Origin of the sequence: Streptomyces asiaticus, assembly GCF_018138715.1 — a bacterium.
Taxonomy (GTDB): Bacteria; Actinomycetota; Actinomycetes; order Streptomycetales; family Streptomycetaceae; genus Streptomyces; species Streptomyces asiaticus.
The window spans coordinates 834,759-859,031 of record NZ_JAGSHX010000006.1 but is presented as its reverse complement, the minus strand read 5'-3'; the positions used below and the strand labels follow the sequence as shown (position 1 = coordinate 859,031).

The following is a 24,273-nucleotide window of genomic DNA, read 5'->3' as shown; positions in this document are numbered from 1 at the left end:
ACTCCGACGGATCCCCCAGGGGGAGGGTCGGCGAGGTTCTGGGGTCCGCGCTTCCCACCCCCGCTGACGAGGAGAGACCGTCGCATGTCCAAGCAGACCTATGTGCGCACCAAGCCGCATCTGAACATCGGCACCATGGGCCATGTCGACCACGGCAAGACCACGCTGACCGCCGCCATCACCAAGGTGCTGAGCGAGCGCGGCACCGGCGGCGCCTATGTGCCGGCGGACCGCATCGACCGGGCGCCGGAGGAGGCCGCGCGCGGCATCACCATCAACATCGCGCATGTCGAGTACGAGACCGACACCCGGCACTACGCGCATGTCGACATGCCCGGCCACGCCGACTTCATCAAGAACATGGTGACCGGCGCCGCCCAGATCGACGGGGCGATCCTCGTGGTCTCCGCGCTCGACGGTGTGATGCCGCAGACCGCCGAGCACGTGCTGCTGGCCCGCCAGGTCGGCGTCGACCACATCGTGGTGGCCCTCAACAAGGCCGACGCGGGCGACCCCGAGCTCACCGACCTCGTCGAGCTCGAGGTGCGCGAGCTGCTCTCCGCGCACGGCTACCCCGGCGACACCACGCCCGTCGTACGGGTCTCCGGGCTGCGGGCGCTGGAGGGCGACCCGCGCTGGACCGGGGCGATCGAGGCGCTGCTGGACGCCGTGGACATCTACGTGCCGACGCCGGTGCGCCACACCGGGGCGCCGTTCCTGCTACCGGTGGAGAACGTGCTGACCATCACCGGCCGCGGCACGGTCGTCACCGGCGCCATCGAGCGCGGCACGGTACGGGTCGGCGACCGGGTCGAGGTGCCCGGCACCGACGTGACCACGGTGGTCACCGGCGTGGAGACCTTCGGCAAGTCCATGGAGTCGGCCGAGGCGGGCGACAATGTGGCGCTGCTGCTGCGCGGAGTGGCGCGGGACGCGGTGCGCCGCGGCCATGTGGTGGCCGCGCCCGGCAGCCTCGTACCGCGGCGGCGCTTCACCGCGCGGGTGTACGTCCTGTCGGCAGCCGAGGGCGGCCGGCGGACACCGGTGTCCACCGGCTACCGCCCGCAGTTCTACCTCCGTACGGCCGATGTGGTCGGCGCCGTGGACCTCGGGGCCACCGCGGTGGCGCGCCCCGGTGACACGGTCACCATGACGGTCGAGCTCGGCCGTGCCGTTCCGCTGGAGCCGGGCCTCGGCTTCGCGATCCGCGAGGGCGGCCGCACAGTGGGCGCGGGCACGGTGACCACCGTGCTGCCGTAAGCCAACCGGCCCCGCTCGTCCGCCTTCCCCGCGTGGGTGGGGGCGGGCGAGCGGAGGCACGGCCTGCGCGCGACGGCACAATGGGCGGCACAATGAGAGGGTGAACGAGCCGATACCCGTGAGCCGTGCCGTGGACGGCGGCACCGCCAAGCTGATGCCGGACCTGGACCGCCCGCGGGCCTGGCTGCTCACGGTGGACGGCGCCCCGCAGTCGTATGTGGACCTGGACGATCCGGGCCATCTCGAGTTCGAGTACGCGCGGCGGATCGCCCATGTCCTGGACGCGGCCGCCGATCCCGGCGCCCCGCTCGACGTACTGCACCTGGGCGGTGGGGCGCTGACGCTGCCTCGCTATCTGGCCGCCAGCCGCCCCGGCTCCCACCAGGTGGTGATCGAGGCCGACCGGGGGCTGCTGGAGCTGGTCGCCGAGCACCTTCCGCTGCCGTCCGGGACGGGCATCACGGTGCGACCGGAGGACGCCCGGACCGCGCTGGAGGCCGCGCCCGAGGGGTCCGCCGATGTCATCGTGGCCGATGTCTTCGGCGGTTCGCGGGTGCCCGCGCATCTGACCTCCGTCGAGTACGCCCGCGCCGCGGCCCGCGCGCTGCGGCCGGGCGGGTGGTACGCGGCGAATCTGGCCGACGGGGCGCCGTTCGCCTTCCTCCGCTCCCAACTGGCCACCTACCGCACCGCGTTCGCACATCTCGCCCTGATAGCGGAGCCGTCGGTGCTGCGCGGCCGCCGGTTCGGCAACGCCGTGCTGGTGGCCTCCCAGTCCGAACCGCCGGTCGCCGTGCTGGCCCGCCGCACCGCGGCCGACGCCTTCCCGGCCAGGGTCGAGTACGGGGAGGCGCTGGAGCGGTTCATGGGCGGCGCGGCGCCGGTGCGGGACGAGGACGCCACGCCCTCGCCGGAGCCGCCGGACGGGGCGTTCAGCGTGGGCTGACCGGCTCCGGGGCGGTGTCCGTGGCGGCGGCCGGTCCGCCCTCGGCGACGGGCTCGGTCTCGCGCCGGCGCAGCCGCCGTACGTCCGGGACCGTCAGCACCGCCAGCGTCAGCGCCAGGATCAGCGCCGAGCAGCCCCACAGCGAGCCCGCCCGGCCGAACGCCTCCTCGGCCGGGCCCGCGAGCGCCGTGGCCAGCGGCACCATGGCGACCGAGCCGAACCAGTCGTACGCCGAGACCCGCGACAGCTTGTCCTCGGGGATCTCCTGGTGCAGCGCGGTCATCCAGGACACCCCGAACACCTCGACCGACACCCCGACCAGGAACATCACCACGGCCAGCGGCACGACCGGCACCGGGACGGCGAGCGCGGCCGACGGCAGGGCGAGCGGCAGTACGCACAGGGAGCCCGCGAGCAGCATCCGGCGCGGCCGCCAGCGCACCATCAGCAGACCGCCCAGGACGGTGCCCGCGCCGAACGCCGCGAGCGCCAGCCCCCAGGGGCGCGCCCCGCCCAGCTGGTCCTCGGCCACCAGCGGGCCGAACACCGCCTCCGCCGCTCCCACCACCGCGTTGACGACGGAGAACTGGACGACGATCGACCACAGCCAGGGCCGTCCGACGAATTCGCGCCAACCTTCGCGCAGATCCCGCAGTATGCCGCCGCCGGGCTCCCGCTGGGCGACGGCACGCACGTCGAGCAGCGAGCGCAGGGCGCCCGCGACCGCGAACGCGGCGGCGTCGACGGCCAGCACCCAGCCCGGGCCGACCACCGCGACCAGCGCGCCGCCGAGCGCGGCCCCGCCGATCTGCGCACCGTTCATGCCCATCCGGAACAGCGCGAAGGCGCGGGCGGCCTGTTCGCCGTTGACGCTGGAGAGCAGCATGCCCTCGGCGGCGGGGGAGAAGAACGCCTGCCCGGTGCCGCCGAGCGCGGACAGCACCGCCATCTGCCACAGCCGCGCCTCGCCGGACAGGACGAGCACGGCGAAGACCGCCTGTGAGAGGCAGTTGAGGCTGTTGGCCGCGACCATCACCCGGTGGCGGGGCAGCCGGTCCGCCACCGCGCCGCCGATCAGCAGGAAGACGACCAGCGGAAGGGTGCGGGCCGCCGCCACCAGCCCGACATCGCCGCCGTCCCCGCCCGCCTCCAGCACCGCGAACGCCGCCGCGATGAGGGCTCCGGCGTTCCCGAGGCCCGTCACCACGGCGGCGGTGGTCAGCAGTGTGTAGTTGCGGCCGGCCCACGCGGGGCGGCGCGGTCGGAGGCGCGGGGCCGGAGGAGTCGTCACATCCGGACTATCCCTGGGGGCGGGCCCCGGCGTCCAACCGAATTCCGGCCGCCAGGACCGGAGCGGTCAGCAGGTCAGGAGACCTCCGACTTCACCGGCCGCAGCGAACTCATGATCTTCTTGATGGTGGAGTCCGGGACCTCTTCCTTGGTGCCCTTGACCGAGTACAGGACCCAGGTGGCGAAGTCGCCGTTGGTGTCCGTGTAGGTCACGGTGACGGACTTGCCGTCGGTGGTGCACTTGTCGGTCTTCTTCACCCCGGTGACGGTGGCCGACGCGGTGTAGCCCTCGAGGCCGTGGGCGCTCTTGAACTTCTTGGCGTCGGTGACCTTGCGGGTCCCGGTCTGCTTCTGGTCGAAGGCGGCGAAGACCCAGTTCTCGGCCTCGATCTTGGCGGCCGACGCCTCGCTCTTGGCACCCTGGGCGCCCTTCGAGCCCGCCCCGGCCGCGTGGCTCTTGTCGACGTAGCCGTCCTTGTCCTTGACCGAGCAGTAGTCCTTCTTGTACCGCGCCGGAGCGGACATGACCACGAGCGGCTTGCCCTTGTCGTCCTCGAAACCGGTGCTCAGGCCCGGCGATTCGATCGTCCAGTCCGGGGGGACGTCGAAGGCGTTGTGCCGCTTGGGGCTGACCACCGGCTTCCAGCCGGGTATGACCGCCTTGACGTCGGTGGTGTCACCGCCGGCGCGCGGGTTGTCCGCACCGCCGCCGCCCGGGTCCTCGGTCGGCTCCTCGGAGGCCGGGGCCGAGGAGGAGGCGGGCGTCTTGTCCTTCCCCTTCGACTCGTCACCGCCGCCGCTGTCGTCCTTGCCCAGGACCAGCACGCCGGTGATGGCCGCGGCCGCGACGACCGCGATGGCCGCGACGATGGCGATGGTGGTCGTGCGCTTCTTGTTGTCGCGCGGCGGCTGCGGTGCGCCGGGCGGGCCGGACGGAGTGCCCCACTGCTGGCCGGGCGGACCCTGCGGCGGGCCGTAACCGGGCTGCTGCTGCCCCGGCTGGCCGGGCTGCACCGGCTGGCCGGACGGCACCGGCTGCTGCTGGGGCGGCTGCTGATAGGGATTCGGCTGTTGGTATCCCGGCTGCTGATACGGGTTGGGCTGGTGGTATCCCGGCTGCTGATACCCCGGTTGCTGATAGGGGTTCTGATCGTGCGGGTTGTTCTGCTCGCCCCCGGGCGGCTGCTGTCCTGGCCACATGGCCAGCAACGATAGAGGGGGCCGACGACACCTGCTACGGCTGCCCCGTGAACTGCCCCTTTCCCCGTTTGCTACTGGATGGTAACTTCCGGGGCATGTCAGAAACCCTGCCTTCCGTCGGTGAGATGCTCGCCGCCACCGTGCCCATGGTGCGCACCCTGAACCTGGAGTTCCGCGAGGCGTCGCCCGAGCGCGCGGTGCTGTGCCTGCCCGATCAGCCCGACTTCCACAACCATGTCGGCGGTCCCCACGCGGGCGCGATGTTCACCCTGGCGGAGTCCGCGAGCGGCGCCATCGTGCTGGCGGCGTTCGGCGATCAGCTCGGCCGTGCCGTACCGCTGGCCGTGCGTGCCGAGATCGACTACAAGAAGCTCGCCAAGGGGCCCGTCACCGCGACCGCCACCCTCGGCCGGCCCGCCGCCGAGGTGGTCGCCGAGCTGGACGCGGGGGAGCGGCCTGAATTCCCGGTGAACGTTGCGATCACGCGCGAGGACGGTGCGGTTACGGGCGAAATGTCCATCGTGTGGACCCTGCGCCCCCAGTCCTGAGCCCGACCTCCCCAGCCCCGAGCCCATCTCCCTGGGCCCAGCCCCGAGCCCGGCCCCGAGCCCAGCCCTGAGTCCGTCCTCCCTTCGCCGGAGCCGACGCGAGTCGGAGCACGACCTGGGGATGATGGCGACCGCGCGCCGATTGAGTAGGCTTCCCGGCGTGCGCCGCGTCCCTGGTCCGGCGCACGCCGGGAAGCGGTCGCCACATGGGGAGGAACCGGCGTTGCATATCGATCAATGGCTCGAGACCGTGCCCGCGGTCAGCGTGTATCTGCTCGTGGGTATCGTCATCGGCCTGGAGAGCCTGGGAATCCCACTCCCCGGCGAGATCGTCCTCGTCAGCGCGACGCTGCTGGCGGCCTCCCAGGACCACATCAACCCCTACATCCTGGGGACGTGCGCTGTCGCGGGCGCGGTGATCGGCGACTCCATCGGCTATCTCATCGGCCGCAAGGGCGGACAGCCGCTGCTCGCCTGGCTGGGCCGTAAATTCCCCAAGCACTTCAGCGCCGAGCACGTGGCCACCGCCGAGCGCTCCTTCCAGAAGTGGGGCATGTGGGCGGTCTTCGTCGGCCGGTTCATCGCGCTGCTGCGCATCTTCGCCGGGCCGCTCGCGGGCGTGCTGCACATGCCGTACTGGAAGTTCCTCATCGCCAATGTGCTCGGTGGCATCGTCTGGGCCGGTGGCACCACCGCGGTCATCTACTCCCTGGGCAAGGTCGCGGAGGACTGGCTGAAGCGCTTCTCCTGGCTCGGGCTCGTGCTGGCCCTGCTCTTCGGCCTCGGCTCGATGCTGGTCATGAAGTGGCGCTCCAAGAAGGCCAAGGCCGCGGCGGTCACGGCGGCCGATTCCGAGACCGCGGAGCCGGAGCCGGTCCCGGCCGGGGACTAGGGCTCTGCCGGAGCTATCGGCCGGGGCACGGGACGCGAAGGGGAACGACCAGGTGGGAGAGACGGTGCGCGCCTTGATCTTCGGCATCGACGGGAAGGAGCCACAGATCGCCCCCGACACGTTCGTGGCCCCCACGTCGGTGGTGATCGGCGATGTCGTGCTGGCGGCGGGATCCAGCGTCTGGTACCAGGCGGTGCTGCGGGGTGACGGCGGCCCCATCGTCCTCGGTGCGGACAGCAACATTCAGGACAACTGCACGGTGCATGTCGACCCCGGATTCCCGGTCTCCATCGGCGAGCGGGTCTCGGTCGGGCACAACGCGGTCGTGCACGGCTGTACGGTCGAGGACGAGGTGCTGATCGGCATGGGGGCGACGGTCCTCAACGGCGCCCGGATCGGCGCGGGGTCCCTGGTCGCGGCCCAGGCCCTGGTGCCGCAGGGCATGGAGATACCGCCCGGTTCCCTGGTGGCCGGGGTGCCGGCGCGGGTGAAGCGCCCCCTGACCGACGAGGAACGGGAAGGCATCAGACTGAACGCCCAGGTGTACGCGGACCGGGCGAAGCAGTACCGGGAAGCGTTCAGAAGCGGCGAGTAGCCGGGTGTGATCGGATGGTGGTCATGGACTGGGAAGCCTTTGCCGAGCGCATGGCCACCATGGCGCGGGATCTGCTGGCGCAGAACTCCGTGGAGGCCACGCTGGATCGGATCAGCGCGTGTGCGGTGGACATCGTGGAGGGCTGCGACGCGGCCGGCATCCTGGTGCTCCACGGCAACCGCGTGGAGTCCCTGGCCCCCACCGAAGGGCTGGTGGTGCGGTCGGACCGGCTCCAGGGCCGGCTCCGCGAGGGGCCCTGCTTCGACGCCGCCCGGCGGCTGGACGGCGAGCGGGTGTTCCGGATCAAGGACTTCACCGAGCCCGAGGAGCGCTGGCCGGATTTCGTCAGCGAGGCCCGCGAACTCGGCATCGGCAGCATGATGGGGTTCCTGCTCTACACCGAGCAGGAGAACCTCGGCGCCCTGAACCTCTACTCACGGCGCCCCGCCGTCTTCACCAAGGCCAGCGAGACGGCCGGCTGGCTGCTCGCCTCGCATGCCGCGGTCGCCTTCTCCAGTGCCCGCACCGCCGATCAGCTCCAGCAGGCGATCCAGACCCGGCACACCATCGGGGAGGCCATGGGCATCCTCATGGAACGCCTGAAGATCACCGAGGACGACGCCTTCGCGCTGATCCGGCGGGTGTCCCAGGAGCGCAACGTCAAGCTGCGGGACATCGCCCGGCAGATCTGCGAGAGCGGGGGAATCGACGACTGAAGCGTCGGCCCGAGCCGACGCATCAGCCGAAGCGGCTCTTCCGGCCCGCGGTCTGGACCGGAAGGGCCTGGCCACCGTGGTCCCCCGGGGGCTCACTCCGATGGCGTGACGCCCAGGTACCCGGGACCTGACGGTGGTAACCCCACCGCCACCCGGATTTCGGCAGGGCCCGTGGGGCGCGGATCCCCCTCCTTCGGCCGCCGCGGCGGGCGTACGCGTGACCCGTGTGTCCTCCGGGGCGTCCGCACGGGCCGCCAGGTGGTGACGAGGGCCGCGGCCAGGAGGAGCTCGGCGAGGTCGCCGCCGTAGTACATGATCTCCGCGCCGCCCCGGACCTCGGCGATCGGGGCACGCACCTCGACCCAGAAGCCCCCGTACATCAGCTGGGCGATGACGGCGTGGGCGGCGATGGCGACGCCGAGGACCACCAGCCGGGTCGGCACCCCCGGCCGGGCGGGGGCCGGATCGGGACCGGCGATGACATACGCGAACAGCCAGCCCGAGAGCAGGAAGTGGGCGTGCGGCAGCCAGTGCCATCCGGGGTGGCCCATGGCGGCGTCGTAGACCGGGGTGAAGTACAGCAGCACCAGCCCGCCGGTGGTCGGCAGCAGGGCGGTGACGGGGTGGCCCAGCAGCCGCGCGGGGCGGGAGCGGAGCACGGCGGTCAGCCGTCGGCCGCGGTCCGGGGGCAGGGCGCGCAGCAGCAGGGTGACCGGGGCCCCGAGCGTCAGCGCCAGGGGCGCGTACATCCCGAGCAGCAGATGCTGGGCCATATGGCCGCGGAAGTCCTCATGGGCGAACGGCGCGAGCGGCGGCAGCAGCGCCATGGCCACCAGGACGAGCCCGGCCGCGAAGCTCAGCGTCCGCGCGAGCGGCCAGCCCCGGGCGGGGTGACGGCGGCGGGCGCGGCGGACCGTCAGCGCGTAGCCCGCGGCGCACCCCAGCAGGGCGAGGGCCGGCAGCCATACCTCCAGGGGGCCGCCGCCCCCACCGTGCCCATGGCCGGGATGCGCCGCGCCGGCGCCCATCACACGCGCCCGGCGGCGCGGGGCGCCCCGGGGACGGAGGGCGCCCCGCCGCGCCGCAACAGATAGCCGCCGGCCACCAGAAGGGCGCCCAGGACGAGGAAGCCGGCGTCCCACCACGGCTGCTCCGGGCCGCCGTGGACATGGTGGATGCCGAGGATCTGGTGGTCCAGCACGCCCTCGACGAGGTTGAACAGCCCCCAGCCGACCAGCATCCAGCCCCACAGGACGCGGGAGCCCCACACCCGGCGCCGGTCGTGGGTGACCCGGGCGTAGAGGATGGCCAGCCCCAGCAGTACCGAGATCCAGCACACGGCGTGGAAGATGCCGTCCCACACGGTGTTCATTCGCAGACCGGAGACGGTGTGCGGGTTGTAGAACCGCACCCCGATGCGGTCGTGGTTGGTGCTGCTGAGCATGTGGTGCCACTGGAGCAGCTGGTGCAGCAGGATCCCGTCGAGGAATCCGCCGAGCCCCACCCCCAGTACGATCCCCGGCAGCCGGATGACGCGCGACGCGGGCGGACCGGTCCGGGCTTCCTCCGCCGTGGTGGTCATCACCGCTCTCCGTCCTGACGCCAGCGTGTTCCCCCGCGCTCTCCGCCTCCACGACTTCCCGGCCGGACCGGCCTCGTCACGCGCCCGGGTCGTCTTTCCGCCATCTCGCCGAGCCGAGCCGGGGTGCCGAGGCAGGCCGTCCGCTCAGGCCGCGGTGACGGTGAACAGCCCCCCGTCGGGGTCGCACAGGATCGCCTGACGGCCCGTGGAAGAGGCGTCCGGCGGGAGGGCGACCGAGCCACCGGCGGCGCGGGCCGCCGCCACGGCGGCCGTCACATCGGGGACGCGGAAGTGGACGTACCAGCGCGGCCGGACCCGTGGGTCGGGGGCCTGCTCGACGGCGCCGCCGTGGACCACCGCCAGCTTGCGGCCCTCCTCGCGCACGATCACCTCGTCGTTCTCGTACTCCACGGAGCAGCTGCCCTCCGGTGCCGCCCAGCCGAAGACCTCGCCGTAGAAGAGGGCGGCCGCGAACGCGTCACGGGTGCGCAGCTCCAGCCAGGCCGGGGCGCCTTCCGCCGGACCCGACGGCCAGCCGGGCAGCGCCTCTCCCGCCCAGAAGCCGAAGACGGCGCCGTCGGGGTCGGCGGCCAGCGCGGCGCGGCGGCCGGTGCCGAACGGGAGCGGGCCGACGCCGACGGTGCCGCCGCGCTCACGGATGTGTGCCGCGGTGGCGTCCGCGTCCGCCACGGCGAAGAACGGCGTCCAGGCGGCCGCGCCCCTGAGGCTGTCCGCGAGCGCCCCGATCCCGGCCACCGGCGCCCCGCCGAACAGCGCCGTACGGAACTCCTCATCCAGCCCGGTGGGGCGCCAGGTCCACCCGAGCACCGCGGTGTAGAACTCCTGCGCCGCCTTGAGGCTGGGGGCGGCGAGACTCACCCAGCAGGGGAATCCCGGCCGTGCCTGGCCGATCGGCTTCATGGGCACCACTCCTCACAACTCCGCCCCGACACCACCGCGGGGGACTGCACCGGTGTACCCCGACGACCGGGGGCTATGCCCCGTCAGCGGCGCGGGGCCAGGTGTCCGGGGCGATGTGATGCCAGATGTTCTGGGCCTGCACCAGCAGGGTGCCCAGGACGGCGGTGGTGGCGGTGGAGACGCTGCGCTGATCGCAGAGCACCTTGTGCAGGGCGTCGTGGCGTCGTTCCACGGAGCCGAGCGCCTCCTCCAGCCGGGCGTGCGCGTCCTCGTCGTCGGGGGCGGACGGCAGACAGATCAGATCCGCCCGGGCCGCGCACGCGGTCGCCAGATCGCACAGGAGCCGGCCGTAGTCGCCGAGCGCCTGCTGATCGGGGGAGGGAGTGGTGCGGTTCTCGTCGACGATGTCGATCATGGTGTTGGCGATCCCGCCGATCTGGGCGGCGATCGCCCCCCACCGCTGGTCCTCGCTCTCGTCGGGAAGCGGCGGCAGCTTCTTGCGCGACTTCCACGGCAGCCGGGGATTCAGCCTGAGGCTTTCATGGCTCCACAGCCGAGCGGATCGCAGGCTCGCCTGCCGCTGCTGGAGGCGATCGGACAGCCGCCGCCAGTCGGTGGCCGTCTCCTCTGACCAGTCGTCATGGGCCAGCCCCTCGGCCATGCCCGCGAGGGCGGCCTCAGCACCGCGCGCGAGGCTGCTGAGGTTCTCCCGCACGTTCCGCAGATGGACCGGCGGGACGATCAGCGCGTTGACCGCGATGCCTATCGCGGCACCCAGCAGGGCCTGGAGCAGCCGGTGGGAGACCGTGAGGCTGGACACGGGGCCGGAGGTGAGGGTGAACAGCGCGGTGGTGGGACCGTAGATGCCCTGGTCACCGAGGCGGGGCCAGTTGCTGAGCAGCATCACGACGGGCAGGACCATGGCCACCGAGATCAGGGTGTTCCCCGTCAGGGCCTCGGCCCCCGCGGCCAGCAGCGTGCCCACGGCGATGGCCACCAGCTGCTGCAACCCCTTGAACAGCGAGCGGTAGACGGTGGCCTGGACCAGGACCACCGCCACCCACGGCGCCATCAGCGCCACCGGGTCCTTGAGCCACCACCCCGAGACCGCCCAGGCGAGCGTGGCCGCCCCGGCCGCCTTCAGCGACTGCACGAGCAGGTCCCGCTCCCGCCCCGGCCCCTGCCACGCCCGCGCCGCGGCGTTCACGATCCCCCGGGCCTCGGCCCCCAACACGTACAGCTTCTCGTTTACGTGCCCCATGACGTAGTGGGTTCCTGGAGCACGTCGGCTTATGCATGGCCGCTTGGGCGGGGCCGCTTACGCATGGCCGCTTACGCATGGCCGCTTACGCATGGCCGGGCGGGGGCCGGGCCGCGGTCGGCTCAGCCCGTGGCCAGCAGCAGCGTGCCCACCAGGGCGAGCCCGGCGCCCGTGGCCTGGACCACTCGCAGCCGCTCGCCGAGCAGTCCGCGGGCCGCGAGGGCGGTCACCACGGGGTAGAGGGAGGCGAGCACCGCGGCGACGGTGACCGGGCCGTGGTGTGCGGCGAGGTTGTACGTGCCGTTCGCCGCCACGTCGGCGAGGCCCACGAAGGCGAGTGCGGGCAGCGAAGCCCACATCACGCCCATCCCGCCCTCGGGCAGCCCGGGGTTGCCGCGCCGGACGGAGATCAGCAGCGCGCCGCCGCCGACCGCCACATTGCACACCCGCTGCACGAACAGCGCGAGGAACAGCCCGGTCAGCGTGTGCGACGCCTCGGCGATCAGCGCCATCACCGAGCCGAAGCCCAGCGCGGCCACCAGGGTGAGCAGCAGCGTCTGCCGCTGGACGGGCGCCCCACCGGTCTGCGGACCGCTCGCCAGGACCACACCCGCGACCGCCACCACGACCCCCGAGACCTGGAGCAGCCCGGGCCGCTCGCCGAGCACCAGCGCGACACCGAGCGGCACGATGACCCCGCCGAGCGCGCCGAGCGGGGAGACGACGCCCATCGGGCCGAGCGCGAGGGCCCGGTAGAAGCACAGCATCGCGGCCGGGCCGACCACACCGGCCGCCGCGGCGAACCACAGCTGCGGGCCCGCCTCGGACCATCCGCCGGTGGCGACCACGATGGCGCCGAGGACGGTGACCGCGATGATCTGGGAGACGACGACCACGGTGAGCGCGGGTGTGCGCCGGGTGAGCAACCCTCCGCCGAAGTCGGCCAGCCCCCAGAGCAGGCTGGTGGCAAGAGCGAAGAGTGCGGACATCGTGGAACCTCGCCGTACAGTGTGGTGGACGTGGGAGTACAGCCCACGGTAGTTCACTACACTCGACTACGCCATTCACTATTTTGGACGGATGGACGGACCGGAACGTGACGGACCTCGACCAGCTCACGCAGTCGCTCGCCCGCAACCTCAAACGGTGGCGCAATGAGCGCGGCTTCACCCTCGACGCCCTGGCGGCCCGCGCCGGGGTCAGCCGGGGCATGATCATCCAGATTGAGCAGGCCCGTACGAATCCGAGCGTGGGCACCACCGTCAAGCTCGCCGACGCGCTCGGCGTGAGCATCACCACGCTGCTCGACTACGAGCAGGGGCCGCGGGTGACCTTCGTCCCGCCCGACCAGGCGGTGCGGATGTGGTCCACCGAGGCGGGCAGCTACACCGCGCTGCTCGTCGGCACCGAGGCGGACGGCCCGCTGGAGATGTGGGGATGGCGGCTGATGCCCGGCGACGAGAGCAGCTCCGATCCGCATCCGTCCGGCACGGTCGAGCTGATCCATGTGACGGCCGGCGAGCTCACCCTGGTGCTCGGCGGTGAGTCCCACACCGCCCCGGTCGGCACCTCGGTGGCGTTCGAGGCGAACACCCCGCACACCTACCGCAACGACGGGACCGAGCCGGTGGAGATGACCATGGCGGTGTCGGTGCCACCCGCGCGCTGAGGCCGCCGGGTCCGGCCCTCGTGCCCTGCTCCGACTGCTAGTTTGGCGGCATGAGTACGCCGATGGATGCCTTCGACGAGGTCCGTCCCGCCGTCGAGTGCCTGGACCTGCTGACCGCTCCCGTCGCCGAGGCGCTGCGCACCTGGCGCGGCTCGGAGCCGGTGGAGCGGGTGCTCTTCGTGGACACGGACCCGGACAAGGCCGACACCGCCGTACTCGTCGAGAACTACGGCTCCTGGCTGCTGGAGCAGTCCGCCAACTGCGTGGTGGTCGCGGGCAAGCGGGGCGGCGAGACCACCCTGGCCGCGTGCCTGGTCCTGGCCCACACCCGCGCGGACGTCAACGGCGTGGTCCGCCGCCACCTCGGTGCCCGCAAGGCGTCGTTCGCCCCGATCGACACGGCCACGGGCGAGAGCGGCATGGAATTCGGCGGCATCACCCCGATCGGGCTCCCCGCCGACTGGCCGCTCCTGGTGGACGCCGCCGTGGCCGACATCCCGTACGCCCTCATCGGCAGCGGCAGCCGACGCGGCAAGCTCATCGTGCCGGGCAAGCTGCTCGCGGGGCTTCCGGGCGCGGTGGTCCTGGAGGGCCTGGGCGCCTGACGCCGGGTGGCCTCTTTGGGCCGTGGCCGGTCGGTGCCGACCCGAGTCGCTCCTTGGAGTGATGAAGAGCGGTGCGTGAGCGCATAGCGTCGGACGGATGAACGTGGTTGACGGCAAGTGGCCCGGGTGGGGCGTTGATGCCGGCCTGGTCGCCCTGACGTTTCTGCCGCCGCTGCTGTCGCAGCCGTACGTCGACACATCCGGCCCGGCGTGGTCGTCGCTCATCGGGTACGAGGCGGTGGCCGCGGTGGTCCTGGTGCCGCGACGGCGGCTGCCGGTGACGGCCTTCGTCACGGGCTTCGGTGCGCTCGTGGCGGCTCTGGTGGGGAGCGCGGGCGAGGGGGCCAAGCTGACCCCGTTGGCCTTCGTGCCGCTCGCCGTGCTCCTCTTCAACCTGGGCAGCCACTGCGCGAGTTGGCTGCGTACCATGTCCGCGCTGCTCGGCGGCGGCGCGATGGTCCTGCTCGGCCTGTGGGTGAATCGGATGACGGCCGGCGCCGGTGAGTTCCGGGGCGGCCTGGACGTCCTCGCCGCGCTGGCTCCGATGCCACTGGCGTGGGCGATGGGTTTCGCCGCACGTATCCAGGGCGCGCTGCTCGCCGCGGCCGAGCAGCGCGCGGCCGAGGCGAGTCGCGCGCGGCGCCTGGAGGCGACGCAGGCCGCGCAGCGGGAGCGGGCGCGGATCGCCCGCGAGATGCACGACGTGGTGGCGCACTCGCTCACCCTGCTCGTCGTGCACGCGGAGGCCCTGCGCGCCCGCGGCGGCGAACTGCCCGGCTGGGCCCGTACCCAGGTCGACGGGCTGGCGGCGGCCGGCCGGCAGAGCGGTGGTGAGCTGCGCGATCTGCTGCGCATGCTCCGTGATCCCGCGGACGCGGCCCCCTTGCAACCGGTGCCCGGACTCGGTGAGCTGAGCGTACTGCTGGACAGCCACCGCGCCGCGGGAGGGACGGTCGAGGTGCGGATGGGGACGACGGGGACCGCGCTGGAGTCGTTGCCGGCTCCGGTGCAGACAGCGGGGTACCGCATCGTGCAGGAAGCACTGGCCAACGCCCGCCGTCACGCGCCCGGGGCGCCGGTCCGGCTCACCGTCGACGGCACCGCCGGCCGACTGCGCTGCGAGGTGGAGAACAGCCGCGGGGCGCGGCGCGGCACGGCCGGGGCGGGGATCGGGCTCGGCCTGGTCAGCATGCGCGAACGAGTGGGCGCGCTGGGCGGAGAGCTCACCGCGGGACCGACCGATGACGGCGGCTTCCGTGTCGTCGCCACGATGCCGCTGGAGGATGCCGGTGTCTGAGCAGATCAGCGTGCTCGTGGTGGACGACGAGCCGATCATCCGCGCCGGCCTGGGCGCGATCCTGGACAGCCAGGCCGACCTCACCGTGGCGGGCACCGCGGGTGACGGCGAGGAAGCCGTCGAGGCGTGCGCCCGGCTGAGGCCGGACGTGCTGCTGCTCGACATCCGCATGCCGCGCCGGAACGGGCTCTGGGCACTGGCCGAGCTGGGCCGCCGAGGGCTCCTCGGACCCGGGCGGAGCCAGGCGCTCATGCTGACGACGTTCGACCTGGACGAGTACGTTGACGAGGCGCTGGCGGCCGGGGCGTCCGGGTTCCTGCTGAAGAACAGCTCGTACGAGGAGCTGACCGGGGCGGTACGGGCGGCGGCGGCCGGGCACCGCGCACTGAGCCCCGCGGTCACTGCCCGGATCATCGAAGGGCATCTGAGGGCCCGCCAGCGGCCCAGTGACCAGGAACTGGCCCGGCTGAGGGACCTCACCGAGCGGGAGCGCGACGTGCTGCGCCTGGTCGGGGACGGGCTGAGCAACGCCGAGATCGCCGACCGGCTCGTGGTGAGCCTGCACACGGTGAAGACGCACGTCAGCCGCATGCTCACGAAGACCGGCTGCCAGAGCCGGGCGCAGGCGGCGGTGCTGGCCAGGAACACGCTGCCCTGACCGTGCGCCATGGACGGGGCAGCGCGACGCCGCGCCCGCCCATGTCACTCTCTCGAATGACCCGCGGCCTGCTGAAGGCCCGCCATCGAGCGATGTGCCGGGTGGTTGTGCGCTGGCTGAATGGTCGCTGTGCGGAGGGGCCGCCGTGAGGCCGGGCGGCGGGAAGAGCGCCCAAGCCCCGACGCACGGAGCAACCGTCATCCGCCGAAGGGAACCGTCATGTCCGCACACACCTCCTCTCGCCACCGGATCCTGCGCGGGGCGCTGGCCGTGGCATTGGTGACCGGTATGAGCGGGGTGCTCATGGGCTGCTCGGACACGGAGTCGAGTGCGGCGAAGGCGTCGGCCGGGCAGGGCGCGGCGGACGCGTCGGGCGACAAGCGGCTGGCCGACCTCGCGCAGAAGGCGGCGGACAAGGGTTCCCTGGGGGTGATCGTCCGGGTCGACCGCGGCAGCGGGGCGCCCGTGGAGATCGCACGGCAGGCCGCCTGGACGAAGGACGACCACCGCCTCGCCGTCGACGACCAGTTCAGGGTCGGGTCCAACACCAAGACGGTCACCGCGACCCTCGTCCTCCAGCTGGTCGCCGAGCACAGGGTCGGCCTGGACGACCGGGTGGAGAAGTGGCTGCCCGGACTGGTCAAGGGCGGCGCGGACATCACCGTCAGGATGCTGCTCAACCACACCAGCGGGCTGGGCGACTTCCTGCTGACACCGGAATTCCTGCCCTCCCTGACGGGCCGGGAGCGGCGCACCTGGCGGCCGGAGGACCTCCTCGCCATCACGCCCGAGCAGGATCCGCCGGCCGAGCCCGGTGAGAAGTACTCCTACAGCAACGCCAACTACGCGGCTCTCGGGCTGATCCTGGAGAAGGCCACCGGGCGCGGCCTGGCCGAGCTGATCGAGCAGAAGATCACCAAGCCGTTGGGGATGAAGGACTCGTTCCTGGCCACGAACGCCGACTGGAGCGCCGGGAAGCGGCATGTGACCGGCTACGAGCCGGACGCGGAGCGGCTGAAGGACATCCTTTCCCCGACCGTGGACCTGCCCGAAGGCGTCGGGTTCGTCGGCCCCGCACGTCCCGGGAGCAACATCGACACCACCGGCATCGACCCGAGCTGGGCCGGGGCGGCGGGAGCCATGGTCTCCACCGCACAGGACTGGCAGCGCTTCCTGACCGCGCTGATGTCCGGCGAGCTGCTGCCCGAGGCCCAGATGGAGCAGATGCGCACCACCGTTTCCGCCCCCGAGGAAGGCGGCGGTTACGGACTCGGCCTGATGAAGGCGCACACGTCCTGCGGCACCGTCTGGGGCCACACCGGCGGCCTGCCCGGCTACTCCAGCGAGGTCTACACCGACGCCGGCGGACACCGCAGCGTCGCGGTCCTGACGAACACGAACTTCGGCATCAAGGAAAAGGCGGCCGCGACCGCGAACAAGGCCCTCGTCGAAGCGGCGGTCTGCCGCATGCTGGGCAAGCCGCTGTCCTCGGAGCGTCCCAGCGAGTGACGGTCGATCGTGGCGGAGCCCGCCCGGGCGGATCGCCGCCGGTGCGGCTCAGCCCAGCCGGGGGATCTCGATGGCCGGGCAGCGGTCCATGACCATGGCCAGCCCGGCGGCGCGGGTGCGCTCGTACGCTTCCGGGTCGACGACGCCGAGCTGGAACCAGACGGCCTTGGCGCCGATGGTGACGGCCTCGTCGGCGACCGGGCCCGCCAGGTCGCTGTTGACGAAGACGTCGACCACATCGACCGGGAACGGGATCTCGGCGAGCGAGCCGTAGCCGCGCTCGCCGTGCACCGTCTCGGCCTTCGGGTGCACGGGCACGATGCGCTTGCCGAAGCGCTGGAGGACGCCGGCGACGCCGTAGGCCGCGCGCCCCGGGTTCGTCGACAGGCCCACGACGGCCCAGGTGTCGCCCAGCTCGGTGAGGATCTTGCGGACCGTTGCTGAGTCGCCGTACACGCTCGGCCTCCTTGGGATTCGGGCAAGGTTTCTGTGTACGACAACGGTGGGCGGGAGCGAGGTGATTCCCGGGGCGAGCTGGGTCCGGTTACGGCCAGTCTGCGAGCGGGCGAGCGGGCGACCCTGCTGAAGGCCGCGGCGATCATGAACCGCATCGCGGACAGCGACATAGGACGCCCATCTCGACCTCTCCAGAGATGCGACGAGCTCAGCACTCGGACGCCCCAGTGTGCCCCCACTCGCCCGCGTGCTCCTGGACGAATTCGGCGAAGGTGCGGGGCGGACGGCCGGTCAGGTCCAGCACCGCGGTGCTGACCTGGTCTTCCCGACCGGCCCTGATGCTGTCTTCCACAGCGGCGAGGGCGGCGGCGAACTCGGCAGACATGCCTGCGGCCCGGTAATGGGCCGCCTGCTCGTCGGCCCCGATCGTCACCACTCGGACCGACCGCCCGGTGCGGGCGTTGATGATCGCCGCCGCGTCCTGGTAGCTCAGGCCCTTCGGCCCGGTGAGCAGGTGGTCGCGCCGGGCGCCGGGCTCGATGTCGGGGTCGGCCAGCAGGGCGGAGGCTGCGGCCGCGATGTCCCGCGCGTCGATCCAGCCCACTCGGCCGTCACCGGCGGCGGTGCGGATCTCGCCGTGCCGCCGGATGCGCTCGCCCACTGGGTGTGGGCTCAGGAAGTTCTGCATGAACCCGGACGCGCGCAGCACGACCCACCCCGGCCGGGCCCGCACCCGCGCGGCCAGCTCCAGCGCGCCGGGAGCGTTCGGCAGCACGATGGCGGAGCCGAGGAGCACCACGCGGCGCACGCCGAGGCGTTGCGCCTCGGCCAGGAACGGCCCGACCGGCGGCATCGGATCCACGCTCTCCACCGGAGGCACCAGGAAGACCCGGTCCATCCCGCGCAACGCGGCCGTATGGGTGGCCGGGGCGTCCCAGTCGAACCGGATCGCGTCAGGATCATGGGCAGACGGGTTGCGGCTGGCCACTCGGACCGGGACACCGTTGCCGCGCAGCAGTTCGACCAGCGCGCTCCCGGTTTTCCCGGTGCCGCCGGTGACCAGTACACCCGTCATCCGGCGGCTCCGGAGCGCAGCGAGTCGAGCAGCTCGGGTAGTGTCCCGGCCGCCTCGGCGACGGCCAGCGGGTTCCAGTAGTCCCGGTAGTGGGTGATCAGGCCGTCCTGGACGGTGATCACCGCGATGTAGTCCAGCTGATAGGGCTCCCCGGTGCGCACCGTGTGCCCGTTCCCGGTGAACTCCACCACGATGGTCTCCGGCCGTTCCGTGTGGTGCACGGTGACCGCGGGAATCTCTCGCACATCCATCAGCTCCGGGAGGGCGGCCATGTAGCCGCGGACCTCTTCCCGCCCGGCCAGTCGGCGCGGTGAGCTTCCCGTGGCGAACGGGAACTCGGCGGTGCCGTCTTCCGCCCACAAGTCGGCGACGGCGTCCGTGTCCTTGGCCAGCATCCGATCCAGCAGTCGACGGAACGCTTCTTCGGGAGTGCTCGGCACGATGTCCTCCAGTGTTCGACGAGGCGTGACCGGTCCACACTGGACGCGGACCCGCCGCCGGGGAACGGACGGCTGAGCCCCGGACCACCAGTCCGTGGCTATACCGGGCGCCTCGTGCCACCATCGCGGGGTGAGCAGAGGCGAACTGGCTGACTTCCTGCGCCGCAGACGGGAGGCACTGCGCCCGGACCAGGTGCCGGCCACCGTCACCCACCCGCCGGGCCGACGCGCCCGGCGCACTCCCGGACTGCGCCGCGAAGAGGTGGCCGAGCTGGCCGGGGTGTCGGTCAACTACTACGAGCGGCTGGAGCAGGCCCGCGCACCGCGTCCGTCCCCGCAGGTGCTGGCCGCGCTGGGTACGGCGCTGCGGCTCACCGTCGCGGAGCGCGAGCACCTGGCGCGGCTGGCCGGGCAGGTCCCGCCCGGCACGGACGCCGACCGGGGCCCGGTGCCCGGCGAAGCGCACCGGCTGCTGGACCGGCTCGGGCCCATCCCCGCCTATGTGCTCGACGAGCGGCAGTCCATCGTGGCCTGGAACGACGCGGCAGTCGCGCTGATCATGGATTTCGGGCTGCTGCCGGTCGAGGAGCGCAACATCGTGCGGCTGTCCATCCGGCTGTGCGAAGTCCTCTGGTCGGCACCGGCGGGCGCGGAGGGTGAGTTCGCCCGGCAGGTCGCGGCTCAGCTCCGCGCGGCCAGTGTGCGTTATCCGGCGGACCGTGCGCTCGGTGAGCTGATCAACGAGTTCGCCGCGCACAGCCCGGACTTCGCCGCCGGCTGGCGCGACCACGATGTGCGCCCCATAGCGACGCTGCGCAAGTACGTGTGCCACCCCGAGCTGGGCAAGCTGGAGCTGGACTGCCAGACCCTGCTGCTGCCGGGCACCGACCTGCGGCTGGTGATGTACACCGCGGAACCGGGCAGTCCGAGTGCCGCCGCACTCGCCCGCCTCGGAGCCCGCGATCGCCACCAGGGCGGGCGCGATCATCGAGCTGTTGATCGGGTTGAGGACGGCGCCCATGTGCAGAGTCCCGATGCCCACGGGCGGCTGCCGGGACCTTACGAAGGCGGCGGACCGGCGGACACTGCCGAAAGACCAATCCCGTGGAATCCGCACACCGCACGGCATCCGGCCGACGCCCAGGAGACGCATGCTGGTTACAGGGGAGGGAGCAAGGGGAACCCGACTCCTGCGGTCGGCGATCTCGAGCCGCCGACCGCCACCGACCGAGGGGGCGGAAGGAGAGGAAGACACCATGCCCGCAGGATCCAGCCGTAAGCGTGAACGGCAGTACGAGCACATCAAGGAAGGCGCCGAGCAGCGTGGCGCGTCCACCGGCCGGGCGAAGGAAATTGCCGCCCGTACGGTCAACAAGGAGCGCGCCCGCTCGGGCGAGTCCCGGGCCGCGAGCAGGACCTCGACCCAGGACCCGAAATCCGCGCCGCAGCGTGGCGGCCAGCGCTCCGGCAACCGGACGGGTCCCAAGGGCCCGACGCGCGACCAGCTGTACAACGAGGCCAAGCAGCGCGGCATCGAGGGCCGCTCCAACATGACCAAGGACCAGCTGGCCAAGGCCCTGGGCCGCTGACCCGGACGCCGCTGACCCGGACGCCCGCCACGGCCCTTCCCCAGCGGGACGCCGTCCTCCCGCCGATCAGCGGGGCCGGACGGCGTCCGTGCGGTCGGGCGGCGTCCGTGTGGTCGGGGGAGGGCGGCGGATTGGATGCGTCGGCCACGGGTACTCAGGGGCGATCATGCCAGGCACCACACTCCCCACCTACACCGCTCTGCACCAGCTCGTGGAGCTGATCGAACAGGGCCCTCCGGTCTTCGTCCGCTGGTCCCGAGGGCCCGAGGCGGACCTGGAAGGCAGTGCGGTCAGCCGGGACGGGCTCACCGGCATGAAGATGCCGGGCCTGTCGGCCACCCCCCTGGTCTTCGAGGAGTGGGCGAAGGACCTGCCCACGACCGTCTGGGTCGCCCGGAGGCTGTGCGACTACATCCACCTCCGGGACGACGACCAGGGCTCCGCCGATGTCCGCCCCTGGGTGCTCAAGGGGGAGGAGACCGGCCGGGGGCCGGACAACGAACCCCTGGTCCGCGATGTGGAGCCGGTCGCCTGGATCGCCGAGAGCGTGATCGCCGAAGCCGAGGACGTGGTGGCACGCCAGCGGGGCGCGTGGGGGCCCTTGCACCGACCGGCCCGGTTCGGCCGTGGCGGAAACGGCGGAGAGGGCTGACCGGGCGCGTCCTCCCAGCACCGTGGGTTTCCCCAAGCGGCTGTCGCGTACGCGTGACCAGCGCGCGAGAGCCGGGACATAGGGTGGCCTGATGCAGGAGCGGTACCGGACGGTCGCGCGCGAGGGCGTGCACGAGATCGAGATCAACAGATCACGCTTCCTCTGCACGCTCGCGCCCGCCGCGACCGAGCAGGAGGCGCAGGACGTCATCCAGCGGGTCAGGAAGGAACACCCCACCGCCACCCACAACTGCTTCGCCTATGTCATCGGCGCGGACGGCGGTGTGCAGAAGGCGAGCGACGACGGGGAGCCGGGTGGCACGGCCGGGGTGCCGATGCTGCACATGCTGCTGCGCCGCGAGATCCGGTACGCGGTGGCCGTCGTCACCCGCTACTACGGGGGCGTGAAGCTCGGCGCGGGCGGTCTGATCCGGGCCTACGGCGGCGCGGTCGGCGAGGCGCTGGACGCGCTGGGCACCGTCACCCGGCAGCGGTTCCGGCTGGTGACCGTCACCGTGGACCACCAGCGGGCCGGAAAGCTGGAGAACGATCTGCGGGCGACGGGGCGGGCGGTCCGCGAGGTGCGCTACGCCGAGGCCGTGACGATCGAACTCGGGCTGCCCGACGCGGATGTGGACGCCTTCCGCGACTGGCTGGCGGACACCACCGCCGGCACCGCCGCACTGGAGCTCGGCGGCGAGGCGTACCAGGACGCGTAAGGGCGGTCCGGGCACGGTCTGGGCATGGCCTGGGTACGGCCTGGACTTACGCCGGTGAGCGCACCGAGGGCGGGGACGGAGCGGACCCCGGTGCGCTCCGGTCGCCCCGGACTCTCCGGGGCAGGCCGATTCTGGACGGGCGGCCCTGGGAGGGGTGGCCCTGGGCCGCGCGGTGCGCGGGCCGCAGCCGGATCGCGGCGTCGAGGCCGCCACCGGGCGCCCGGGCCAGGGTGGCCTCCCCTCCGCTCGCATGGGCGAGCCGCTGCACCAGCGACAGACCCAGACCGGTGCCGCCCTTCGGGGCGTCGGGGGCGCGCCAGAAGCGGTCGAAGGCGCGGCGCCGCTGATCGGCGGTCATGCCGGACCCCTCGTCGATGACATGCAGCTCGATCCAGGCGGGCCGCGCGGGGAGATGGCGGCGGTCGGTGGCCGAACAGCGCAGCACCATGGTGACGGTGGAGCCCAGGGGGGTGGCACGCAGCGCGTTGGAGAGCAGATTGTCCAGGATCTGCTCGATGGCTCCGGGCACCGCGAGCACCTGGCCGACCCGGTCGCCGAGCAGCGCGAGATGGGCCCCGTGCTGGTCGAAGAGCGGGCTCCAGGTGAGCAGGCGCTCGGCGCACACCTGGTCCAGGTCGACCGGTTCGGGGGTGACGGCGCTCTCCTCCAGCCGCGCCATCGCCAGCAGCCCCTCGACCATCCGGGCCAGCCGGTCGGTCTCGGTTATCGCGGCGCCGAGGCTGTCCCGGGCGTGCCCGGTCATCTCCGCCTCCAGATTGTCCAGGCGCAGCCGCAGCGCCGCCAGCGGCGTCTTGAGCTGGTGGGACGCCTCGGCGGCGAACGCGCGCTGGGAGGCCAGCAGATGCTCCAGCCGGGCGGCGGTCTGGTTGAAGGTGGCGGCGAGGCTGCGCACCTCGGGCGGGCCGGAGGTCACGGGCGCGGGTGTGGTGAACCGGCCGTCGGCCAGGCGGTGCGCGAACCGCTCCAGCTCCAGAATCGGGCGGCTGGCCCAGCGGGCGAAGACCAGCCCCACGGCGGCGACGGCCGTGAGGATCGCGAGCCCGCCCACGGCCAGCAGCAGCCAGGTCCGGTGGACCCGGGCCTCCACCGCGTCGGTGGGCACGGTGAGCCGCACCGCGCCCTGCAACTCCTCGCCGTGGACGACGGGGGCGGCGACCGAGAGATAACGGACGCCGCCGATGGTGGAGGTCCGGACGTCGATCGCGTCCCGGCCGCGCAGCGCGGCGGCGATCTCGGGGCGCGACACCAGGTTTCGCGACTCGGCGGCGGACAGGCGATGCGAGGTCGCCAGCAGTCGGCCGTCGTCGCCGACGATGACCACCCTGCCCCGGATGCGCTCGGCGCAGTGCCGCGCCCGGTGCGGCAGCTCGCGCTGTTCCCGTCCCGCCATGATGGACAGCGAGGCGAACGCGGACACCGACTCGGCCTCGTCCTCCGCCGAGGAGATGATCTGCGCTCGCTCGGCTCTGCCGTAGACATAGCCGAGCGGTATGCCGAGGCTCAGCAGGGTCAGTACGGCGAGGCTCAGATACCCGAGCAGCAGACGTCGGGTCACGGCCGGGCGGCCTCCGGGACCCCCGAATGGGTCCCCGCCGGGGCTCCCGCAGGGGCTCCTGCCGGGACTCCCGAGTGGACCGCCAGACGGAAGCCGACCCCGCGCAGGGTCTGGATCCAGGCCGGGTCGCCCAGCTTGCGGCGCAGAGTGGCGATATGCACGTCCAGGGTCTTGGTCGGCCCGTGGAAGTGCGGGTCCCAGACGCGGTCGAGGATCTGCTGGCGCGAGTACACCGCGCCGGGGTCCTCGGTGAGCAGGGCCAGCAGCTCGAACTCCTTGGGGGTGAGGCTGACGGGGGCGCCGCCCACCCACACCTGACGCGTCCGGCGGTCCACGACCAAGGGCTCCTGCTCCCGGGGCGGCGGCTGGGCGGCGGGCGGCGGGGTGACGGTGGGGGCCGGTGCGGTGGCGGCGGGTGCGGCCGGAGCGCTGGGCGCCGCGGCGGTGCGTTGGGAGCGCCGGGTCACCGCGCGGATCCGGGCGATCAGCTCCCGCATGCTGAACGGCTTCGCCAAGTAGTCGTCCGCGCCCAGCTCCAGCCCCAGGACCCGGTCGGCCTCCTCGCCCCGCGCGGTGAGCATGATGATCGGCACGTCGGACACCTTCCGGATACCGCGGCAGACGTCGATGCCGTCCATGTCCGGCAGCCCCAGGTCGAGCAGAACGATGTCCCCGTACGGCCCCTCCAGCCCGGCTGCGCCCGTGCTGACATGACCCACCATCAGTCCATACCGCCCCAGTCCCTCGACGAGGGGTTCGGCGATCGTCTCGTCATCCTCGATGAGTAGCGCTCGTACGGTCATGGGGACCTGTGTACC

27 protein-coding genes are annotated in these 24,273 nt (G+C 72.6%); 15 read left to right on the top strand and 12 right to left on the bottom strand.

All coding sequences use genetic code 11. From position 1 onward, the window contains the following. The first annotated feature begins 84 nt into the window (after positions 1 to 84). Positions 85 to 1,260, top strand: a complete 1,176-nt coding sequence (gene tuf, locus KHP12_RS11340) for an elongation factor Tu (protein WP_086886334.1) — start codon at positions 85 to 87, stop codon at positions 1,258 to 1,260. A 100-nt stretch (positions 1,261 to 1,360) separates the two neighbouring features. Then, positions 1,361 to 2,206 (top strand): spermidine synthase, encoded by an 846-nt coding sequence (locus tag KHP12_RS11335; protein WP_086886335.1) that lies wholly within the window; start codon positions 1,361 to 1,363, stop codon positions 2,204 to 2,206. On the opposite strand, the gene KHP12_RS11330 is transcribed toward KHP12_RS11335, so the two are convergent. Further along, a complete protein-coding gene (locus tag KHP12_RS11330) occupies positions 2,193 to 3,497 on the bottom strand; it encodes an MFS transporter (RefSeq protein WP_086886336.1) in 1,305 nt (434 codons plus the stop codon). The two genes, KHP12_RS11335 and KHP12_RS11330, sit on opposite strands and share 14 nt — an antisense overlap. A gap of 74 nt (positions 3,498 to 3,571) precedes the next feature. Then, a complete protein-coding gene (locus tag KHP12_RS11325; protein ID WP_086886337.1) occupies positions 3,572 to 4,696 on the bottom strand; it encodes a DUF8017 domain-containing protein in 1,125 nt (374 codons plus the stop codon). Positions 4,697 to 4,791: 95 nt separating this feature from the next. On the opposite strand from KHP12_RS11325, the gene KHP12_RS11320 reads away from it, so the two are divergent. From KHP12_RS11320 to KHP12_RS11305, 4 genes are all read left to right on the top strand, one after another. Beyond that, positions 4,792 to 5,244, top strand: coding sequence for a DUF4442 domain-containing protein (locus KHP12_RS11320; RefSeq protein ID WP_086886338.1), 453 nt, complete (start codon positions 4,792 to 4,794; stop codon positions 5,242 to 5,244). 223 nt (positions 5,245 to 5,467) lie between these two features. Beyond that, positions 5,468 to 6,136, top strand: a complete 669-nt coding sequence (locus tag KHP12_RS11315; RefSeq protein ID WP_086883120.1) for a DedA family protein — start codon at positions 5,468 to 5,470, stop codon at positions 6,134 to 6,136. A gap of 52 nt (positions 6,137 to 6,188) precedes the next feature. Further along, positions 6,189 to 6,731, top strand: a complete 543-nt coding sequence (locus KHP12_RS11310) for a gamma carbonic anhydrase family protein (RefSeq protein ID WP_086883119.1) — start codon at positions 6,189 to 6,191, stop codon at positions 6,729 to 6,731. Between the two features lie 23 nt (positions 6,732 to 6,754). Then, on the top strand, positions 6,755 to 7,447 hold the full coding sequence (locus KHP12_RS11305; protein ID WP_086883124.1) for a GAF and ANTAR domain-containing protein: 693 nt from the start codon (positions 6,755 to 6,757) through the stop codon (positions 7,445 to 7,447). A gap of 92 nt (positions 7,448 to 7,539) precedes the next feature. Here KHP12_RS11305 and KHP12_RS11300 read toward each other — a convergent pair whose 3' ends face one another. The 5 genes from KHP12_RS11300 to KHP12_RS11280 form a co-directional block, all read right to left on the bottom strand. Further along, complete coding sequence (locus tag KHP12_RS11300) at positions 7,540 to 8,475, bottom strand: cytochrome c oxidase assembly protein (RefSeq protein ID WP_211832882.1); 936 nt, start codon at positions 8,473 to 8,475, stop codon at positions 7,540 to 7,542. Continuing rightward, positions 8,475 to 9,029 (bottom strand): DUF2243 domain-containing protein, encoded by a 555-nt coding sequence (locus KHP12_RS11295; RefSeq protein ID WP_086883117.1) that lies wholly within the window; start codon positions 9,027 to 9,029, stop codon positions 8,475 to 8,477. Before KHP12_RS11295 ends, KHP12_RS11300 begins: the two co-directional genes overlap by 1 nt. 144 nt (positions 9,030 to 9,173) lie before the next feature. Further along, entirely contained in the window at positions 9,174 to 9,950 is a 777-nt protein-coding gene (locus KHP12_RS11290; protein WP_208653099.1) for a VOC family protein, read from the bottom strand. A gap of 73 nt (positions 9,951 to 10,023) precedes the next feature. Beyond that, entirely contained in the window at positions 10,024 to 11,211 is a 1,188-nt protein-coding gene (locus KHP12_RS11285; protein WP_086883116.1) for an FUSC family protein, read from the bottom strand. Positions 11,212 to 11,333: 122 nt separating this feature from the next. Beyond that, positions 11,334 to 12,200: a DMT family transporter gene (locus tag KHP12_RS11280; protein WP_086883115.1), complete on the bottom strand. Its 867-nt coding sequence runs from the start codon at positions 12,198 to 12,200 to the stop codon at positions 11,334 to 11,336. Positions 12,201 to 12,307: 107 nt separating this feature from the next. On the opposite strand from KHP12_RS11280, the gene KHP12_RS11275 reads away from it, so the two are divergent. The 5 genes from KHP12_RS11275 (at position 12,308) to KHP12_RS11255 (ending at position 16,949) form a co-directional block, all read left to right on the top strand. Further along, positions 12,308 to 12,880, top strand: coding sequence for a helix-turn-helix domain-containing protein (locus tag KHP12_RS11275; RefSeq protein ID WP_086883114.1), 573 nt, complete (start codon positions 12,308 to 12,310; stop codon positions 12,878 to 12,880). Between the two features lie 50 nt (positions 12,881 to 12,930). Further along, positions 12,931 to 13,485 carry a YbaK/EbsC family protein gene (locus KHP12_RS11270; RefSeq protein ID WP_086883113.1) on the top strand — a complete coding sequence of 185 codons (555 nt, stop codon included), beginning with the start codon at positions 12,931 to 12,933 and terminating at the stop codon, positions 13,483 to 13,485. A gap of 97 nt (positions 13,486 to 13,582) precedes the next feature. Next, positions 13,583 to 14,782 (top strand): sensor histidine kinase, encoded by a 1,200-nt coding sequence (locus KHP12_RS11265; RefSeq protein WP_086883112.1) that lies wholly within the window; start codon positions 13,583 to 13,585, stop codon positions 14,780 to 14,782. Continuing rightward, on the top strand, positions 14,769 to 15,440 hold the full coding sequence (locus KHP12_RS11260; RefSeq protein ID WP_086883111.1) for a response regulator: 672 nt from the start codon (positions 14,769 to 14,771) through the stop codon (positions 15,438 to 15,440). Before KHP12_RS11265 ends, KHP12_RS11260 begins: the two co-directional genes overlap by 14 nt. A gap of 219 nt (positions 15,441 to 15,659) precedes the next feature. Next, entirely contained in the window at positions 15,660 to 16,949 is a 1,290-nt protein-coding gene (locus KHP12_RS11255) for a serine hydrolase domain-containing protein (RefSeq protein ID WP_086883110.1), read from the top strand. A 48-nt stretch (positions 16,950 to 16,997) separates the two neighbouring features. On the opposite strand, the gene KHP12_RS11250 is transcribed toward KHP12_RS11255, so the two are convergent. The 3 genes from KHP12_RS11250 to KHP12_RS11240 form a co-directional block, all read right to left on the bottom strand. Next, positions 16,998 to 17,405, bottom strand: a complete 408-nt coding sequence (locus tag KHP12_RS11250; protein ID WP_086883109.1) for a CoA-binding protein — start codon at positions 17,403 to 17,405, stop codon at positions 16,998 to 17,000. Between the two features lie 208 nt (positions 17,406 to 17,613). After that, on the bottom strand, positions 17,614 to 18,480 hold the full coding sequence (locus KHP12_RS11245; RefSeq protein WP_086883108.1) for an NAD(P)H-binding protein: 867 nt from the start codon (positions 18,478 to 18,480) through the stop codon (positions 17,614 to 17,616). After that, positions 18,477 to 18,923 carry a nuclear transport factor 2 family protein gene (locus tag KHP12_RS11240; RefSeq protein WP_208653100.1) on the bottom strand — a complete coding sequence of 149 codons (447 nt, stop codon included), beginning with the start codon at positions 18,921 to 18,923 and terminating at the stop codon, positions 18,477 to 18,479. Before KHP12_RS11240 ends, KHP12_RS11245 begins: the two co-directional genes overlap by 4 nt. A gap of 127 nt (positions 18,924 to 19,050) precedes the next feature. On the opposite strand from KHP12_RS11240, the gene KHP12_RS11235 reads away from it, so the two are divergent. The 4 genes from KHP12_RS11235 (at position 19,051) to KHP12_RS11220 (ending at position 21,879) form a co-directional block, all read left to right on the top strand. Beyond that, positions 19,051 to 20,199, top strand: a complete 1,149-nt coding sequence (locus KHP12_RS11235; protein WP_420878081.1) for a helix-turn-helix transcriptional regulator — start codon at positions 19,051 to 19,053, stop codon at positions 20,197 to 20,199. After that, a complete protein-coding gene (locus KHP12_RS11230; RefSeq protein WP_037964851.1) occupies positions 20,177 to 20,509 on the top strand; it encodes a hypothetical protein in 333 nt (110 codons plus the stop codon). Before KHP12_RS11235 ends, KHP12_RS11230 begins: the two co-directional genes overlap by 23 nt. A gap of 166 nt (positions 20,510 to 20,675) precedes the next feature. Further along, entirely contained in the window at positions 20,676 to 21,161 is a 486-nt protein-coding gene (locus KHP12_RS11225; RefSeq protein ID WP_086883107.1) for a DUF6098 family protein, read from the top strand. A 91-nt stretch (positions 21,162 to 21,252) separates the two neighbouring features. Beyond that, positions 21,253 to 21,879 (top strand): YigZ family protein, encoded by a 627-nt coding sequence (locus KHP12_RS11220; RefSeq protein ID WP_086883106.1) that lies wholly within the window; start codon positions 21,253 to 21,255, stop codon positions 21,877 to 21,879. Positions 21,880 to 21,925: 46 nt separating this feature from the next. On the opposite strand, the gene KHP12_RS11215 is transcribed toward KHP12_RS11220, so the two are convergent. Next, on the bottom strand, positions 21,926 to 23,455 hold the full coding sequence (locus tag KHP12_RS11215) for a sensor histidine kinase (RefSeq protein ID WP_210610280.1): 1,530 nt from the start codon (positions 23,453 to 23,455) through the stop codon (positions 21,926 to 21,928). After that, the gene (locus KHP12_RS11210) at positions 23,452 to 24,258 is read right to left on the bottom strand and encodes a response regulator transcription factor (RefSeq protein ID WP_210610283.1); all 807 of its coding nucleotides are present in this window, start codon (positions 24,256 to 24,258) and stop codon (positions 23,452 to 23,454) included. The genes KHP12_RS11215 and KHP12_RS11210 overlap by 4 nt, the downstream gene beginning before the upstream one ends. Positions 24,259 to 24,273: the final 15 nt, after the last annotated feature.

Coding starts and splice junctions, on each gene's coding strand:
- tuf (WP_086886334.1), top strand. CDS start 85: ATGTCCAAGCAGACCTATGTGCGCACCAAGCCGCATCTGAACATCGGC.
- KHP12_RS11325 (WP_086886337.1), bottom strand. CDS start 4,696: ATGTGGCCAGGACAGCAGCCGCCCGGGGGCGAGCAGAACAACCCGCAC.
- KHP12_RS11320 (WP_086886338.1), top strand. CDS start 4,792: ATGTCAGAAACCCTGCCTTCCGTCGGTGAGATGCTCGCCGCCACCGTG.
- KHP12_RS11305 (WP_086883124.1), top strand. CDS start 6,755: ATGGACTGGGAAGCCTTTGCCGAGCGCATGGCCACCATGGCGCGGGAT.
- KHP12_RS11300 (WP_211832882.1), bottom strand. CDS start 8,475: ATGGGCGCCGGCGCGGCGCATCCCGGCCATGGGCACGGTGGGGGCGGC.
- KHP12_RS11295 (WP_086883117.1), bottom strand. CDS start 9,029: ATGACCACCACGGCGGAGGAAGCCCGGACCGGTCCGCCCGCGTCGCGC.
- KHP12_RS11290 (WP_208653099.1), bottom strand. CDS start 9,950: ATGAAGCCGATCGGCCAGGCACGGCCGGGATTCCCCTGCTGGGTGAGT.
- KHP12_RS11285 (WP_086883116.1), bottom strand. CDS start 11,211: ATGGGGCACGTAAACGAGAAGCTGTACGTGTTGGGGGCCGAGGCCCGG.
- KHP12_RS11280 (WP_086883115.1), bottom strand. CDS start 12,200: ATGTCCGCACTCTTCGCTCTTGCCACCAGCCTGCTCTGGGGGCTGGCC.
- KHP12_RS11270 (WP_086883113.1), top strand. CDS start 12,931: ATGAGTACGCCGATGGATGCCTTCGACGAGGTCCGTCCCGCCGTCGAG.
- KHP12_RS11265 (WP_086883112.1), top strand. CDS start 13,583: ATGAACGTGGTTGACGGCAAGTGGCCCGGGTGGGGCGTTGATGCCGGC.
- KHP12_RS11260 (WP_086883111.1), top strand. CDS start 14,769: ATGCCGGTGTCTGAGCAGATCAGCGTGCTCGTGGTGGACGACGAGCCG.
- KHP12_RS11255 (WP_086883110.1), top strand. CDS start 15,660: ATGTCCGCACACACCTCCTCTCGCCACCGGATCCTGCGCGGGGCGCTG.
- KHP12_RS11245 (WP_086883108.1), bottom strand. CDS start 18,480: ATGACGGGTGTACTGGTCACCGGCGGCACCGGGAAAACCGGGAGCGCG.
- KHP12_RS11230 (WP_037964851.1), top strand. CDS start 20,177: ATGCCCGCAGGATCCAGCCGTAAGCGTGAACGGCAGTACGAGCACATC.
- KHP12_RS11225 (WP_086883107.1), top strand. CDS start 20,676: ATGCCAGGCACCACACTCCCCACCTACACCGCTCTGCACCAGCTCGTG.
- KHP12_RS11220 (WP_086883106.1), top strand. CDS start 21,253: ATGCAGGAGCGGTACCGGACGGTCGCGCGCGAGGGCGTGCACGAGATC.
- KHP12_RS11210 (WP_210610283.1), bottom strand. CDS start 24,258: ATGACCGTACGAGCGCTACTCATCGAGGATGACGAGACGATCGCCGAA.